Origin of the sequence: Klebsiella sp. RHBSTW-00484 (genome assembly GCF_013705725.1) — a bacterium.
Classification (GTDB): domain Bacteria; phylum Pseudomonadota; class Gammaproteobacteria; order Enterobacterales; family Enterobacteriaceae; genus Klebsiella.
In genome coordinates this window covers 4,981,234-4,998,342 of record NZ_CP055481.1, presented here as the reverse complement: position 1 = coordinate 4,998,342, position 17,109 = coordinate 4,981,234, and the positions used below count along the sequence as shown (strand labels likewise).

Sequence of the window (17,109 nt, the reverse complement as noted above, 5' to 3'; positions counted from 1 at the left end):
TCCTTTGTTCATTCTATTTCCCTCAGCAAAAGGTACAGCCCTACCGATATTGGTGGGGCGTTTTTTTATTCTAAGTATGCTTATTGCGGGAATCTGTGTTGGTCGCTGCGAATCATAATGAGTTTCGCTATTGCGGTCGTCATTCCCTTTTTATTTTTTCTCCCCCGGCCGCCTACGCCCCCAAGGGGTGAGTGAATGGATGATTGAACCGAAGAGAGCAAGAATATCTAATTATCGACGCTTTAAAGATATGCTCGTCATTTTTCATGGTGCTGTAATGCACTCTGAATAATTTCGTTCATAGATCACTTCATATAATTAATCAGCATATACCCTAAATAATTCGAGTTGCAGGAAGGCGGCAACGCAGTGAGTCCCCAGGAGCGTACTTAAGTACGTGACTGGGGTGAGCGAGGCAGCCAACGCACATGCAACTTGAAGTATGACGGGTATTAAAGGGACTATCGAATGCTCAGATATACCCGTAATGCCCTGGTTCTGGGATCGCTGGTTTTGCTTAGCGGCTGCGATAACGGATCCTCTTCTTCTTCCTCTGGAAATCCTGACACGCCTGATAATCAGGATGTCGTTGTACGTTTACCTGACGTTGCGGTGCCCGGTGAAGCGGTCACGGCGGTAGAAAACCAGGCGGTCATCCACCTGGTGGATATTGCCGGGATCACCAGCAACAGCGCGGCGGACTACAGCAGTAAAAACCTCTATCTGTGGAATAACGAAACCTGCGACGCGCTGAGCTCGCCGGTTGCTGACTGGAACGATGTCAGCACCATGCCGACGGGCAGCGACAAATATGGCCCGTACTGGGTGGTTCCGCTCAATAAAGAAAGCGGCTGTATTAACGTGATTGTTCGCGACGGCACCAATAAGCTGATCGACAGCGATCTGCAAGTGTCGTTTGGCGACTTTACCGATCGCACGGTTTCCGTTATCGCTGGTAACAGCGCGGTCTACGATTCCCGCGCCGATGCCTTCCGCGCCGCGTTTGGCGTGGCGCTGGCCGAAGCCCACTGGGTCGATAAAAACACGTTGTTGTGGCCGGGCGGTCAGGATAAGCCCATCGTGCGTCTGTACTACAGCCATAGCAGTAAAGTGGCGGCCGATAGCGAAGGTAAATTTACCGACCGCTATCTGAAACTGACGCCGACCACCGTTAGCCAGCAGGTCAGCATGCGCTTCCCGCATCTTTCCAGCTATGCGGCCTTTAAGCTGCCGGAAAACGCCAACGTTGATGAACTGTTGCAGGGTGAAACGGTTGCCATTGCCGCAGAGCAGGACGGGATCCTGATTTCCGCCACCCAGGTACAGACGGCGGGCGTACTGGACGATACCTATGCTGAAGCGGCAGAAGCGCAGAGTTACGGTGCGCAGCTGACCGACGGCGGCGTGAACTTCCGCGTCTGGGCACCGACCGCTCAGCAGGTGGATGTGGTGGTGTACAGTGCCGATAAGAAAGTGACCGGCAGCCATCCGATGACCCGCGACAGCGTTTCTGGCGCATGGTCGTGGCAGGGTGGTAGCGACCTGAAAGGGGCATTCTACCGCTATGCGATGACGGTGTATCACCCGCAGTCGCGTAAGGTTGAACAGTACGAAGTTACCGACCCGTACGCGCACAGCTTGTCGACCAACTCGGAGTACAGTCAGGTCGTTGACCTCAACGACAGCGCGCTCAAGCCTGACGGTTGGGACAGCCTGACCATGCCGCATGCGCAGAAAACCAAAGCTGATCTAGCGAAGATGACGATCCATGAATCGCATATTCGCGATCTCTCCGCCTGGGATCAGACCGTCCCGGCCGAACTGCGCGGTAAATACCTCGCGCTGACCGCTGGCGACAGCAATATGGTGCAGCACCTGAAGAAGCTCTCGGCTTCAGGCGTGACGCACATTGAGCTGCTGCCGGTCTTCGATCTGGCGACGGTGAATGAGTTCAGCGATAAAGTCGCTGACATTCAGCAGCCGTTCAGCCGCCTGTGTGAAGTGAACAGCGCGGTGAAGAGCAGCGAATTTGCCGGGTACTGCGACAGCGGATCCACGGTGGAAGAGGTGCTGAATCAGCTCAAGCAGAGCGATAGCCAGGATAACCCGCAGGTGCAGGCGCTGAATACTCTGGTGGCGCAGACCGACTCCTATAACTGGGGTTACGATCCGTTCCATTACACGGTTCCGGAAGGATCCTATGCGACCGATCCGGAAGGCACGACGCGTATTAAAGAGTTCCGCACCATGATTCAGGCGATCAAGCAGGATCTGGGGATGAACGTCATTATGGACGTGGTGTACAACCACACCAATGCCGCCGGGCCGACCGATCGCACCTCGGTGCTGGATAAGATTGTCCCCTGGTACTATCAGCGCCTGAATGAAACCACCGGCAGCGTTGAATCCGCTACCTGCTGTTCAGACTCCGCGCCGGAACATCGGATGTTCGCCAAGCTTATCGCCGACTCGCTGGCGGTGTGGACCACCGATTATAAAATCGATGGCTTCCGCTTCGACCTGATGGGCTATCACCCGAAAGCGCAAATTCTCTCGGCGTGGGATCGCATCAAAGCGTTGAACCCGGATATCTACTTCTTCGGTGAAGGCTGGGACTCTAACCAGAGCGATCGTTTTGAAATTGCTTCGCAGATCAACCTGAAAGGCACCGGTATCGGTACCTTCTCCGATCGCCTGCGCGACTCCGTGCGCGGCGGCGGGCCGTTCGACTCCGGCGATGCGCTGCGTCAGAACCAGGGCGTCGGCAGCGGCGCGGGCGTATTACCAAACGAAATTACCAGCCTGAGCGATGATCAAGTTCGCCACCTGGCTGACCTGACCCGTCTGGGAATGGCCGGTAACCTTGCCGATTTTGTGATGATCGATAAAGACGGCGCGGTGAAGAAAGGCAGCGAAATTGACTATAACGGCGCGCCTGGCGGTTATGCCGCAGACCCGACGGAAGTCGTCAACTATGTTTCGAAGCACGACAACCAGACCCTGTGGGACATGATCAGCTATAAAGCGTCCCAGGAAGCTGACCTGGCGACCCGCGTTCGCATGCAGGCGGTTTCACTGGCGACGGTGATGCTGGGGCAGGGGATTGCGTTCGACCAGCAGGGCTCTGAACTGCTGCGCTCGAAGTCCTTCACCCGCGACTCCTACGACTCCGGCGACTGGTTCAACCGCGTTGATTATTCTATGCAGGATAACAACTACAACGTCGGGATGCCGCGCAGCAGTGATGATGGCAGCAACTATGATGTGATTTCTCGCGTCAAAGATATGGTTGCTACGCCGGGCGAAGCTGAGCTGAAGCAGATGACCGCGTTCTACCTGGAACTGACCGAGCTGCGTAAATCTTCGCCGCTGTTCACGTTGGGCGACGGTAGCGAGGTGATGAAGCGCGTTGATTTCCGTAATACCGGTTCTGATCAGCAGGCAGGTCTGCTGGTTATGATCGTGGATGACGGTGCGAAAGCGGGCGCGAGCCTGGATAGCCGCCTTGATGGTCTGGTGGTGGCGATTAACGCCGGGCCGGAAAGCCGGACGCTGAATGATTTTGCCGGGGAAACGCTGCAACTGAGCGCTATCCAGCAGAAGGCGGGCGAATCTTCGCTGGCAAATGGCGTACAGATTGCTGCTGACGGTACCGTTACGCTTCCGGCCTGGTCCGTTGCGGTACTGGAACTGCCGCAAGGCGATGCCCAGGGCGCTGGCCTGCCGGTGAGCAGTAAGTAAATTAAGTTAGTCCTGAACCTCCCGGCCTGCGGTGTGAAAACCGCAGGCCGGGATGGCGTTTCTTTATTAAGGAGAAAGCCAGTGCTTGTTCGCCAGCAAGAGCCGTTTCCTCAACCTGATGAGCCCCCGGTGGTGATCGGGAGAATGGTGCAAATCCCGTATGTAATCGTGCCACTGTATGCCGCATTGTTGATTGCGCTGGGCTGGTTTGGCGGTGAGCAATGGCGCAACAAACCTGAGCCGCAGCCGATGACGCTGCCGGTAGCCCATGCGGCGCTGATGCCGCTCAATCAGCCTCCCGCTGAACCAGTGGTAAAAAAAGCGGCGGTGCCGGTTAAAGCTGAGGCAGAAATACAGATCGAGGCGGAAACTGAGGTTGATGAAGATAATCTGCCGCCTTTGCGCTACAGCGCGCACGTCTACGCCTCTCTGGCGGAGAAGCGCAGCATTGTATTGAACGGACAATCATGGAAGGAGGGCGATTCGCCGCTGCCGAACCTGGTTATCGAGCAGATTCAACAGGATGTCACCGTGTTTAGTTTTAATGGTCAAACTTTTACCCTGGCGGCGCTGGACGACTGGCCGGGCGGGACCATTGAGGAGAGTCAGCAGGGAGAATAAAAATATCGCGATCGAAATTAAGAAAATAGCTATTTTCCGCGCAGACTATCAATAAACGGTGCTAACTGGCGATTAAATTGACTGCATTTTGTGGCTTCCGGCGTACTGTCCTGCTGGAGCTGCTGATATAGCTGCGCGCTGCGCTGGCTTAGCATATTTCCATCAATATTTTCCCATCCACGTTTTTTACCCACATTTATTGCCGCGCGGTTAATGACATCATCGGCGGGAAGATCGCTACGGTTGCATTTATTCTTCAGATAGCGTGCCCCGGCAGCAACGGAGGCGAGTTGCTCAAGCTGGGCCTGGCCGCTAACGGCAGGGCTAAGGGATGTCGAACGATTTTGCTGACAGCCTGAGAGCAGGGCGACCGCCAGAAGCGGAAATATAACGAAATTGCGCATAATATATTAATCGGGAAAAATTAATTGGCTGACAGTTTAACAAATATTTGTATGGATTCATCACAAAATCTGCCAAATTATAAATGTTAAGCGGCTCTCGTTTTTATCATTGCGATCTTTTAAAATTCTTTTTCTTTCGGCCGAGATGACTCTCTTTTCCTGACTAAAATAATATTTTCTGCTGCTGCGATTCCCGTTTCCGCTGGCAGTCAGCTGCTGTTGCGATGGGTACAGGCGCACATTTTTATGTTATTAAAAAACATAATAATTTCCCTTTTGTTACCCGATGAGCATGTAAAATGCTGGTTAAGAATGTCGCGGTTTAGTGCTATCCTGTGTCTCCTGGACAATAAATGCTGTGTCCCGAATTATTCTGCCAATGAAGCGTGTAACAATGTGATTTGTATGGTGAATTTTTAAAGTGAAAATCATGCGAGCGACATGATAAGACGTCGCGCAGTCCATAAATGGATACCTGAAAACGAAGACATTCAGGCGTCAATTTGAGAGATTTCTTCTTCCTCCTGTCGGGGGAAACATTGAGAATCAGGCTTTTACGCCTGAAAGTTGCGGAGAAAAAGCATGGCGGGAGATGACCGCGAGCCGATCGGACGTAAGGGGAAACCCACGCGCCCGACAAAACAAAAGGTAACTCGTCGTCGGGTTCGGGAAGAGGACTACGACGACGATTACGATGATGATGACTATGAGGATGAAAAACCGATGCCGAAGAAAGGAAAAGGCAAAGGCGGTAAACCCCCTCGTCGTAAACGCACCTGGCTATGGTTGCTGATTAAGATTGGTATCGTCTTTGCGGTGATCATTGCCGCCTACGGCGTCTATCTCGATCAGAAAATCCGTAGCCGCATTGACGGTAAAGTTTGGGATTTGCCTGCCGCGGTATATGGCCGGATGGTTAACCTTGAACCGGATATGCAGATCAGCAAAAACGAAATGGTGCGGCTGCTTAACGCCACGCAGTATCGTCAGGTGAGCGCGATGACGCGCCCGGGCGAATACACCGTGCAGGCCAACAGCATCGAGATGATCCGCCGTCCGTTCGATTTCCCGGACAGTAAAGAAGGTCAGGTGCGCGCGCGTCTGAGCTTTTCTGGCGATCGTCTGGACACCATCGAGAATATGGATAACAACCGCCAGTTCGGTTTCTTCCGCCTCGATCCGCGTCTGATTACCATGCTGCAGTCGGCCAACGGCGAACAGCGCCTGTTCGTGAAGCGTAACGGCTTCCCGGATCTGCTGGTCGATACGCTGCTGGCGACCGAAGACCGCCATTTCTACGAGCACGACGGTATCAGCCTTTACTCGATTGGCCGTGCGGTGCTGGCTAACCTGACCGCTGGTCGTACGGTGCAGGGGGCGAGTACGCTGACCCAGCAGTTGGTGAAGAACCTGTTCCTCTCCAGCGAACGTTCATACTGGCGTAAAATTAACGAAGCCTATATGGCGCTGATCGTTGATGCGCGTTACAGCAAGGATCGTATCCTTGAGCTGTATATGAACGAGGTGTACCTCGGGCAGAGCGGCGATAACGAAATCCGCGGCTTCCCGCTGGCGAGCCTGTATTACTTTGGTCGCCCGGTAGAAGAGCTGAGCCTCGATCAGCAGGCGCTGCTGGTAGGGATGGTTAAAGGTGCGTCGGTCTATAACCCGTGGCGTAACCCGAAGCTGGCGCTGGAGCGACGCAACCTCGTGCTGCGTCTTCTGCAACAGCAGCAGGTTATCGATCAGGAACTGTATGACATGCTGAGCGCGCGTCCACTGGGCGTGCAACCGCGCGGCGGGGTTATCTCTCCGCAGCCTGCGTTTATGCAGATGGTGCGTCAGGAGCTGCAGGCGAAGCTGGGCGATAAAGTGAAAGAGCTCTCCGGCGTGAAGATCTTTACCACTTTCGACTCAGTCGCGCAGGATGCGGCGGAAAAAGCGGCGACAGAAGGCATTCCGGCGCTGAAGAAACAGCGTAAGCTGCCGGATCTGGAAACCGCAATGGTTGTCGTCGATCGCTTCACCGGCGAGGTGCGGGCGATGGTCGGCGGGGCGGAGCCGCAGTTTGCCGGTTATAACCGTGCGATGCAGGCGCGTCGTTCGATTGGTTCTCTGGCAAAACCGGCGACCTATTTGACCGCCCTGAGCCAGCCGAATCAGTATCGACTGAATACCTGGATTGCCGATGCGCCAATCGCGATTCGTTTGTCCAACGGACAGACGTGGTCGCCGCAGAACGACGATCGTCGCTACAGCGATAGCGGTAAAGTGATGCTGGTTGACGCCCTGACTCGTTCAATGAACGTGCCGACGGTGAACCTCGGGATGGCGCTGGGCCTACCGGCGGTGGTCGATACCTGGACTAAACTGGGCGCACCGAAGAATCAGCTCAATGCAGTTCCGGCTATGCTGCTGGGGGCGCTAAACCTGACGCCGATTGAAGTGGCTCAGGCGTTCCAGACCATTGCCAGCGGCGGCAACCGCGCACCGCTCTCGGCGCTGCGTTCGGTTATTGCCGAAGATGGTACCGTGCTGTATCAGAGCTATCCGCAGGCTGAACGTGCGGTTCCGGCACAAGCGGCGTATATGACGCTCTGGACCATGCAGCAGGTTGTGCAGCGTGGTACCGGCCGCCAGCTGGGCGCGAAGTATCCGGGTCTGCATCTGGCGGGTAAAACCGGGACCACCAACAACAACGTTGATACCTGGTTTGCCGGTATTGACGGTGGTCAGGTGACGATTACCTGGGTGGGTCGCGATAATAACCAGCCGACCAGGCTGTACGGTGCCAGCGGTGCGATGTCGATTTATCAGCGTTATCTGGCTAACCAGACCCCGACGCCGCTGGTGCTCACTGCGCCGGAAGACGTGGTGGATATGGGCGTCGATGGTAGCGGTAACTTCGTCTGCGGCGGCGGAATGCGTTCCCTTCCGGTATGGACGACTTCACCGGATACGCTGTGCCGCCAGGGCGAGCAGATGCAACAGCAGCAGCTCGAACAGCAGCAGGCGAATAACCCGTTCAACCAGTCCGGGCAGCAGCCGCAACAGCAGCAAAATCAGCAGCAGCAACCGCCGAAGCAGGAGAAGAGCGATGGCGTAGCGGGCTGGATTAAGGATATGTTCGGCAGCAATTAATTATCCGCTTCATCCTTAAAGCCGCCTCTTTGTTGGCTGCGGATTACTCGGCCCGTCCCTGGGCCTCGCCCCTTACGGGGCCGCTGCAAAAAGCGTTCAAATCTGCTCCCGGCAGATTTGTCAGAAACCCCAGTCACATAGTTATCTATGTTCCTGGGGATTTCTTCTCTTGCCGCCTCGATGCGGCTTGAATGATTTTGCGGATTATAAATAAGCCCTCTAATACCTCAGTATTAGAGGGCTTATTTATATCTGTAAAAAACTTAACAGCAGTTTAACTCCACAATTACCGTCTGGTTATTAATTCAGCCTTTGACACGTAATCAGGGGCATATTTCTTGCCATATATTCTGCGTTTCGCCTATCATGGCATCCGTCATAATAATAATTCTCGTTTACGTTATCATTCACTTTTATTAGAGATATACCCATGGCGCGTCCAAAAACTGCTCAGCCAAACCACTCGCTGCGTAAAATCGCAGTCGTAGTAGCCACGGCGGTTAGCGGCATGTCTGTCTATGCACAGGCGGCAGTTGAAGCGAAAGAAGAAACGATTACCGTAACCGCAGCTCCAGCTCCGCAGGAGAGCGCTTGGGGACCTGCGGCGACCATCGCGGCGAGGCAATCCGCCACGGGGACTAAAACGGATACCCCTATTCAAAAGGTACCACAGTCTATATCCGTGGTGACCGCTGAGGAGATGGCTCTCCACCAGCCGAAATCAGTTAAAGAAGCGTTGAGCTATACACCTGGTGTTGCGGTGGGCACGCGTGGTGCTTCTAATACTTACGATTATCTGATCATCCGCGGATTCGCTGCTGATGGCCAAAGCCAGAATAACTTTCTAAATGGCTTGAAGATGCAGGGTAACTTCTACAACGATGCGGTGGTCGACCCGTATATGTTGGAGCGTGCAGAAGTCATGCGTGGCCCGATCTCCGTTCTTTACGGAAAGAGCAGCCCGGGTGGTTTGCTGAATATGGTCAGCAAACGTCCTACTACGGAGCCGCTAAAAGAAGTTCAGTTTAAAATGGGCACCGATAACCTATGGCAGACCGGCTTTGACTTCAGTGATGCCATCGATGATGACGGCGTTTATTCCTATCGCCTTACCGGTCTGGCGCGTTCAGCGAACGCACAGCAGAAGGGAGCAGAAGAACAGCGTTATGCCATTGCGCCATCATTCAGCTGGCGTCCGGATGATAAAACCAACTTTACGTTCCTCTCCTACTTCCAGAATGAGCCGGAGACTGGCTACTACGGCTGGTTGCCAAAAGAGGGAACGGTGACGCCGTTACCGAACGGTAAACGTCTCCCAACCGATTTCAACGAAGGCGCTAACAACAATACCTACTCTCGTAACGAGAAAATGGTTGGCTACAGCTTCGACCACGAATTTAATGACACTTTCACCGTGCGTCAGAACCTGCGTTATGCTGAGAACAAGACCTCACAAAACAGTGTGTATGGCTACGGGGTATGTTCTGATCCAGCGAACAAGGATAGTAAGCAGTGCGCAGCATTAGCGCCTGAGGATAAGGGGCGTTATCTAGCGCGTAAATACGTCATTGATGATGAAAAGTTGCAGAACTTCACCGTGGATACTCAGTTGCAGAGTAGCTTTGCAACAGGCTCGATCGATCACATATTGCTGACTGGCGTTGACTTTATGCGCATGCGCAATGATATCAACTCTTGGTTTGGTTATGACGACTCTGTTCCGTTGCTTGACCTTTACAATCCTGTATCTACTGATTTTGATTTCAACTCTAAAGTTCCGGTCATTACTGGCCCGTATCAAGTCCTGAATAAGCAAAAGCAAACTGGCTTGTATGTGCAGGATCAGGCGCAGTGGAATAAAGTGCTGGTTACCTTGGGTGGCCGTTATGACTGGGCGAAGCAGGACTCTCTGAATCGCGTTTATGGTACTACTGCTAACCGTGATGATAAGCAGTTCACCTGGCGCGGTGGTGTTAACTACCTGTTCGATAATGGTGTAACGCCTTATTTCAGCTACAGTGAATCGTTCGAACCGGCTTCGCAGACAGGGGCTACTGGCAATATTTTCGCTCCGTCTAAAGGTAAACAGTACGAAGCTGGTGTGAAATACGTACCGAACGAACGTCCAATCGTGATTACTGGCGCCGTCTATCAGTTGACCAAAACCAACAACCTGATGGCCGATCCGGCTGGCTCATTCTTCTCAGTTGAAGGCGGTGAGATTCGCTCGCGCGGTGTGGAAATTGAAGCGAAAGCGGCACTCTCTGCCAGCGTCAATGTGGTTGGTTCATACACTTATACCGATGCTGAATACACCACGGATACTAACTACAAAGGCAACACGCCAGCACAGGTGCCAAAACACATGGCATCACTGTGGGGCGATTACACTTTATTTAACGGTCCGCTGTCTGGCCTGACGTTGGGGACTGGTGCTCGTTTTACAGGTTCCAGCTACGGCGATCCTGCGAACTCCTTCAAGGTGGGTAGCTACACGGTTGTGGATGCATTAGTCCGTTACGACTTGGCTCGCGTGGGCATGGCTGGTTCTAACGTGGCGCTTCACGTGAACAACCTGTTCGATCGTGAGTACGTTGCAAGCTGCTTCAATACTTATGGCTGCTTCTGGGGCGCAGAGCGTCAGGTCGTGGCGACCGCAACTTTCCGTTTCTAACCACTTAATGGGCGCGGTTCGCCGCGCCTCTTACCAGGTCCCGTTATGCAGGAAAACACTCCGCACTCTGATACTACGTTTTCGCTGGACCGCGTGACCTTCCGCGTGCCCGGTCGCACGCTATTGCATCCTCTCTCATTAACCTTCCCGGCAGGAAAAGTGACTGGCCTGATTGGCCATAACGGCTCCGGCAAATCGACGCTGTTAAAAATGCTGGGTCGCCATCAGCCGCCCTCGGAAGGCGATGTCCTGCTTGACGGCCAGCCGCTCGATAGCTGGAGCAGCAAAGCGTTTGCCCGCAAAGTGGCCTATCTGCCACAGCAGCTGCCGCCAGCGGAAGGCATGACGGTGCGTGAACTGGTGGCTATCGGCCGCTATCCGTGGCACGGAGCGCTGGGGCGTTTTGGCGCCGCGGATCGGGAAAAGGTCGAAGAGGCGATTGCGCTGGTTGGCCTGAAACCATTGGCCCATCGGCTGGTGGATAGCCTCTCCGGCGGCGAACGTCAGCGCGCGTGGATTGCCATGTTGGTAGCCCAGGATAGCCGCTGCCTGCTGCTCGACGAGCCAACCTCGGCGCTGGATATCGCCCACCAGGTGGATGTTCTGGCACTGGTTCACCGTCTTAGCCAGCAGCGCGGGCTGACGGTTATTGCCGTCCTGCATGATATCAATATGGCTGCCCGTTACTGCGACTATCTGGTGGCCCTGCGCGGTGGTGAAATGATTGCTCAGGGAACGCCTGCGGAACTGATGCGTAGTGAAACCCTGGAACAAATTTACGGTATCCCGATGGGGATCCTGCCGCATCCGGCTGGCGCAGCGCCGGTAAGTTTTGTCTATTGATGGAAAACCTGAATTTAATCACGCGGCGGCGCCTGCTGACCGCGATGGCGCTCTCACCGCTACTGTGGCAGATGCGCGGCGCGCGGGCGGCACAGGTTGACCCGCAGCGTATTGTGGCTCTGGAGTGGCTGCCGGTCGAGCTGCTGCTGGCGCTGGGCGTCACGCCCTATGGCGTCGCCGATATCCCGAACTACAGGCTGTGGGTTAACGAACCTGCGCTGCCGCCATCGGTGATTGATGTTGGACTGCGCACCGAGCCGAATCTGGAGCTGTTGACGCAAATGAAGCCGTCGTTTCTGGTCTGGTCGGCAGGATACGGCCCTTCGTCGGAAAAGCTGGCGCGCATTGCGCCCGGGCGAGGATTCACCTTCAGCGACGGCAAGCGTCCGCTGATGATGGCGCAACAGTCGCTCAATGAAATGGCTGAACTGATTGGCAAGCAGCAGGAAGCGAAGCGCCATCTGGCGGAGTTTGACGCGCTGATGGAAAGCCTGCGGCCTCGCTTTGCCCGGCGTGGCGATCGCCCTCTGCTGATGATTACCCTGCTTGATACCCGTCACGTGCTGGTCTTTGCGCAAAACTGCCTGTTCCAGGAAGTGCTCGATCGCTTTGATATCAAAAATGCCTGGCAGGGCGAAACCACCTTTTGGGGCAGCGTCACCGTCGGGATCGACCGGCTGGCGGCCTATAAAGATGCCGATGTCCTCTGTTTCGATCATGGTAACGAGCGGGAAATGGCGCAATTAATGGCGACGCCGCTATGGCGAGCGATGCCTTTTGTTCGCTCTGGGCGTTTTCAGCGCGTCCCGGCGGTGTGGTTCTATGGCGCGACGCTATCGGCGATGTATTTTGCTCGCGTGCTGGCCGATGCGCAGGGAGTCCCGGCATGAGGCAGCGAATTTCTCCGTTGGCGGTATTGTTGCTCTCTGTTTTGCTGATCGCCGCTTTTACGCTAACGCTGTTCAACCTCAGCGTGGCGCTGCCGAGAAACGAGTGGGGGCAGGCGCTCTGGCTGCCGGATATCGATAATATTTCCCAGATGCTGTTCCACTACAGCCTGTTGCCGCGGTTGGCGATATCGCTGCTGGTCGGTGCCGGGCTGGGGCTGGTGGGCGTGCTGTTCCAGCAGGTGTTGCGTAATCCGCTGGCGGAACCGACAACGCTTGGCGTCGCGACCGGCGCGCAGTTAGGGATGACGGTTACTACGCTGTGGGCGATCCCTGGCGTGTTGGCTTCGCAGTTTGCCGCACTGGCCGGGGCGTGCCTCGTCGGCGCGCTGGTATTTGGTGTCTCCTGGGGTAAACGGCTCTCGCCGGTGACCTTGATTCTGGCGGGGCTGGTGGTGAGTTTGTACTGCGGTGCGCTCAACCAGCTGATGGCGATTTTCCATCATGATCAGCTGCAAAGTATGTTCCTGTGGAGCACCGGTACCCTGACGCAGACCGACTGGAGCGTGGTGCAGCGGCTGTGGCCACAGCTGCTCGGCGGGGCGATTTTAACCCTGCTGCTGCTGCGTCCGCTGACCTTGATGGGGCTGGATGACGGTGTAGCGCGTAACCTCGGACTGGCGCTATCTCTGGCGCGGCTGGGGGCGTTGACGCTGGCGATTATCATTAGCGCGCTGTTGGTCAATGCGGTAGGAATTATCGGCTTTATCGGTCTGTTTGCGCCGCTGCTGGCGAAGATGCTGGGTGCTCGTCGTCTGTTATCGCGCTTGTTGCTGGCAGCGTTGATTGGCGCGCTGCTGCTGTGGATTTCCGATCAGGTTATTCTGTGGCTCACCCGGGTGTGGATGGAAATCTCCACCGGCTCGGTAACTGCGCTGATTGGCGCGCCCTTGCTGCTATGGCTGCTGCCGCGCCTGCGTAGCATTAGCGCACCGGTGATGAACGGCGGTGACAAAGTGCTGGCGGAGCGGCAAAGCGTGCAGTGGTTCGCGCTCGGCGGGCTGGTGATTCTGCTGCTGGCAATTGTCGTGGCGCTGACCTTTGGCCGCGACGCGCAGGGTTGGCACTGGGCCAGCGGTACGTTACTGGATGAGCTGATGCCCTGGCGCTGGCCGCGTATTCTGGCGGCGTTGTTTGCCGGAATGATGCTGGCGGTTGCAGGCTGCATCATTCAACGTCTGACCGGTAATCCGATGGCCAGCCCGGAAGTGCTTGGGATCAGCTCCGGCGCGGCGTTCGGCGTGGTGGTGATGCTGTTTTTTGTGCCGGGCAATGCGTTTGGCTGGCTGCTGCCTGCCGGTAGCCTCGGGGCCGCGGCGACGCTGCTGGTTATCCTGATTGCTGCCGGACGCGGCGGGTTCTCGCCGCATCGTATGCTGTTGGCGGGGATGGCGCTGAGCACCGCGTTTACCATGCTGCTGATGATGCTCCAGGCCAGCGGTGACCCGCGAATGGCGCAGATCCTGACGTGGATCTCCGGCTCAACCTACAGCGCAACGCCGGAATTAGTGGTGCGCAGCGGCGTGGTGATGATCATCCTGCTGGCGCTGGCTCCGCTATGTCGACGTTGGCTGACGATTCTACCGTTGGGCAGTGAGGCGGCAAGGGCCGTTGGGGTGGCGTTGACCCCGTCGCGCATCGCGTTACTGCTGTTGGCGGCGTGCTTAACCGCCAGCGCAACGCTAACTATCGGCCCGCTTAGCTTCGTGGGTCTGATGGCACCGCATATCGCTCGTATGATGGGTTTTCGCCGTACGATGCCGCATATGGTGATGTCCGGGTTGATTGGCGGGGTGCTGTTGGTGTTTGCCGACTGGTGCGGGCGGATGATGATGTTCCCTTACCAGATCCCGGCGGGACTGCTGTCGACCTTTATCGGCGCACCGTACTTTATCTATCTGTTAAGAAAACAGAGCCGATAACTTTTCGACATCGCGGTGCTCGACCGGGCATCGCGATGTCAAAAGCTGTTTTTGTACATATTTAGAGCTGCTTAAGAATCTGAACTCTGGAGCTGTTTTATTTCGTTTTCCGTTACTTCGGTGAGCTGGATTATCAGTGATGGCTCCATTCCGTTTTCCAGCATCCGGTTGGCAATTTTTATCCGGGCCTTTGCTTCGCCTTTTTCAACGCCCCATTCAAGAAAAAGCTCTTTACCGTTCTTTTCCAGCCATTCGTCCAGTGTTTCCATTGACTCCTCCTGCGGTATATGACTTACCAGTCCATTGAAAAAAGCCTTAGGGTTCTCGGTGTGACCGCGCTGTCCCATATAGTTAAATAACATTTTTAGTTGTTCGGAGGTAGTGTATCCGGCGTTAAGCAGAACCCCCAATTGCTCCAGCAGCAACAGGAGGTCGCGCTGACGAATATGTTTCTGCAGAAGCTCCAGTATCGCAATACGTCGATGTTGCATAATCGTGTCGTCAGGTATCACGGTGATATCGACCAGCGGAAAAGGGCGGTTGTAGATTGTTTTTGCCCACTCCGGCAAGTCAAACATGCTGTACCAGTCCATCGGGAAGGGGTAAGACGAGGTTTTACCCTGATAAAATAAGATGGGAATGACCAGCGGGAGATGCGTATGCCCGGCCTCAAGATGCTGCTGCATGGCGGCTACGGCATAGCGCATCAGGCGAAAAGCCATCTGCTTGTCCGGGGTGCTTTGGTGTTCAATAAGTACGTGAATATAGCCCGTCTTATCTTTTATTTTCAGGGAGTAAAGTATGTCAGAGTAATAGGCGCGCAGGTCCTCTTCAATAAAATTGCCTGATTCCAGCTGTAACGTGTTCAGATCGCACAGCGTGCGCAGATCTGGTGGAAGATGAATATCAATAAAATCTCTGGCGGTGTCGGTATGGGCCATGAGCTGTTTGAAAATGGCGTCATGCGGTGTAGGGGAAGCCTGAATGGTCATCCTGAGCGATCCTTGCGGCTGAGTTTTCGCTGAGAATCTGCTTCTGACGGCAAGCTGTCTGCTGACGATTTTTGGTTCTACGAGGCGCGATGATGACAATCTTTCGAGGCGATCGAGTTTGCACAATGTTATGCGTCGGCCGACGCAAATTTATGTTTTTTTAAGGCATGACTTTATCGCCGGGGCAGCGTTGCCCCGGCGTTTAGGGTTACAGCTTCGCGAAGGCGTTACGCGCTGCGGCGATGGTGTTATCGATATCTTCTTCACTGTGGGCGATAGACATAAAGCCCGCTTCAAACGCTGACGGCGCCAGGTAGATGCCTTCCTCCAGCATCAGGTGGAAGAAGCGCTTAAAGCGCTCCACGTCGCACTTCACCACGTCCTGATAGCAGGTCACGGTTGGCGCATCGGTAAAGAAAATGCCGAACATGCCGCCGACGTTATTCACTACCAGTGGAATACCGGTATCACGGGCGGCGTCCAGCAGACCCTGAGCCAGCTGATTGGTCAGGTCGGTCAGGGTTTCATGCACGCCAGGCTGCGCCACTTCGGTTAAGCAGGCGAAGCCCGCCGCCATGGCGATCGGGTTACCGGACAGCGTTCCCGCCTGGTAAACCGGGCCGGTCGGGGCGAGCGCATCCATCACTTCGCGACGGCCGCCGAACGCGCCAACCGGCATGCCGCCGCCGATGATTTTGCCCAGGCAGGTCAGATCCGGTACCACATCGTAGTAATCCTGCGCGCCGGCCAGCGCCACGCGGAAGCCGGTCATCACTTCATCGATAATCAGCAGCGCGCCGAATTCATCGCACAGCGCGCGCAGGCCCGGCAGGAATTCAGGCTGCGGCGGGATGCAGTTCATATTACCGGCGACCGGCTCAACGATGATGCAGGCGATATCCTGCGGATACTGCTCGAACGCGGCGCGCACAGATGCGAGATCGTTATAGGTGCAGGTCAGGGTGTGTTTGGCGAAATCTGCCGGAACGCCCGGAGAGTTCGGTTGGCCCAGAGTCAGCGCGCCGGAACCGGCTTTCACCAGCAGGCAGTCGGCGTGGCCGTGGTAGCAGCCTTCAAATTTGATGATTTTGTCACGACCTGTGAAGCCGCGCGCCAGACGAATGGCGCTCATCGTCGCTTCGGTACCGGAGTTCACCATGCGGACCATATCCATGGTCGGCACCAGTTCGGTAACCAGCGCCGCCATTTTGACTTCCATCTCGGTCGGCGCGCCAAAGCTTAAACCGCGTCCCGCAGCTTCGATCACGGCGTTGCGAATTGCCGGATGGTTGTGACCGAGTACCATTGGGCCCCAGGAACCAACATAATCGATATACGCTTTGCCATCGACGTCGTAGAGATATGCGCCGTCGGCGCGCTCGATAAACAGCGGCGTACCGCCGACGCCGGTGAAGGCGCGTACCGGAGAGTTCACGCCGCCGGGGATAAGTTCACGCGCAGCGTTATACAGATTTTCAGATTTGCTCATAGCCAGGGTCCTGGTTCGTGAAAAATGTTTTGTCGGCTATTCTAAGTTATTCCAGGAAGGTTATATACCCGTCATACTTCAAGTTGCAGGTGTGTTGGCTGCGCTCGTTCACCCGAATTACTTACCAGAGTAAGCTCATCGGGATTCACTCCTTTGCCGCGTGATTCGGCCTACGGCCTCACCCCTTCGGGGCCAGCACAAGTGCTGTTCAAAATGGTTAACCGTTTTGTCCTGCACCTCGAATTATTTAGGGTATGAAAGTTTTGCCCAATTGAAACAATGTGGTCACGGCGCATTTTTTTTGACGACGGGGCCTGTTCGGTTGGCTAGAATGC

Annotated in this window: 10 protein-coding genes; 7 read left to right on the top strand and 3 right to left on the bottom strand. The window is 55.3% G+C overall.

From position 1 onward, the window contains the following. Positions 1-468: 468 nt before the first annotated feature. Positions 469-3,741 (top strand): pullulanase-type alpha-1,6-glucosidase, encoded by a 3,273-nt coding sequence (pulA, locus tag HV213_RS23530; RefSeq protein WP_181483521.1) that lies wholly within the window; start codon positions 469-471, stop codon positions 3,739-3,741. Positions 3,742-3,822: 81 nt separating this feature from the next. After that, a complete protein-coding gene (gene gspB / locus HV213_RS23525; protein WP_181483520.1) occupies positions 3,823-4,362 on the top strand; it encodes a type II secretion system assembly factor GspB in 540 nt (179 codons plus the stop codon). Between the two features lie 29 nt (positions 4,363-4,391). Here the strand turns inward: gspB and pulS are convergent, their stop codons facing one another. After that, positions 4,392-4,766 carry a GspS family T2SS pilot lipoprotein variant PulS gene (gene pulS / locus HV213_RS23520; RefSeq protein WP_181483519.1) on the bottom strand — a complete coding sequence of 125 codons (375 nt, stop codon included), beginning with the start codon at positions 4,764-4,766 and terminating at the stop codon, positions 4,392-4,394. A gap of 582 nt (positions 4,767-5,348) precedes the next feature. Between pulS and mrcB the strand changes: the two genes are divergently transcribed. The 5 genes from mrcB (at position 5,349) to fhuB (ending at position 14,293) form a co-directional block, all read left to right on the top strand. After that, on the top strand, positions 5,349-7,907 hold the full coding sequence (gene mrcB, locus HV213_RS23515) for a bifunctional glycosyl transferase/transpeptidase (protein WP_181483518.1): 2,559 nt from the start codon (positions 5,349-5,351) through the stop codon (positions 7,905-7,907). 430 nt (positions 7,908-8,337) lie between these two features. Further along, complete coding sequence (gene fhuA / locus HV213_RS23510) at positions 8,338-10,581, top strand: ferrichrome porin FhuA (RefSeq protein WP_181483517.1); 2,244 nt, start codon at positions 8,338-8,340, stop codon at positions 10,579-10,581. Positions 10,582-10,626: 45 nt separating this feature from the next. Further along, complete coding sequence (fhuC, locus tag HV213_RS23505; protein WP_112215816.1) at positions 10,627-11,424, top strand: Fe3+-hydroxamate ABC transporter ATP-binding protein FhuC; 798 nt, start codon at positions 10,627-10,629, stop codon at positions 11,422-11,424. Next, a complete protein-coding gene (fhuD, locus tag HV213_RS23500) occupies positions 11,424-12,314 on the top strand; it encodes a Fe(3+)-hydroxamate ABC transporter substrate-binding protein FhuD (RefSeq protein ID WP_181483516.1) in 891 nt (296 codons plus the stop codon). The genes fhuC and fhuD overlap by 1 nt, the downstream gene beginning before the upstream one ends. Then, positions 12,311-14,293 carry a Fe(3+)-hydroxamate ABC transporter permease FhuB gene (fhuB, locus tag HV213_RS23495; protein ID WP_181483515.1) on the top strand — a complete coding sequence of 661 codons (1,983 nt, stop codon included), beginning with the start codon at positions 12,311-12,313 and terminating at the stop codon, positions 14,291-14,293. The genes fhuD and fhuB overlap by 4 nt, the downstream gene beginning before the upstream one ends. 71 nt (positions 14,294-14,364) lie before the next feature. Here the strand turns inward: fhuB and HV213_RS23490 are convergent, their stop codons facing one another. Beyond that, entirely contained in the window at positions 14,365-15,285 is a 921-nt protein-coding gene (locus HV213_RS23490; protein ID WP_181483514.1) for an Rpn family recombination-promoting nuclease/putative transposase, read from the bottom strand. Positions 15,286-15,493: 208 nt separating this feature from the next. After that, entirely contained in the window at positions 15,494-16,774 is a 1,281-nt protein-coding gene (gene hemL / locus HV213_RS23485; RefSeq protein ID WP_181483513.1) for a glutamate-1-semialdehyde 2,1-aminomutase, read from the bottom strand. Positions 16,775-17,109: the final 335 nt, after the last annotated feature.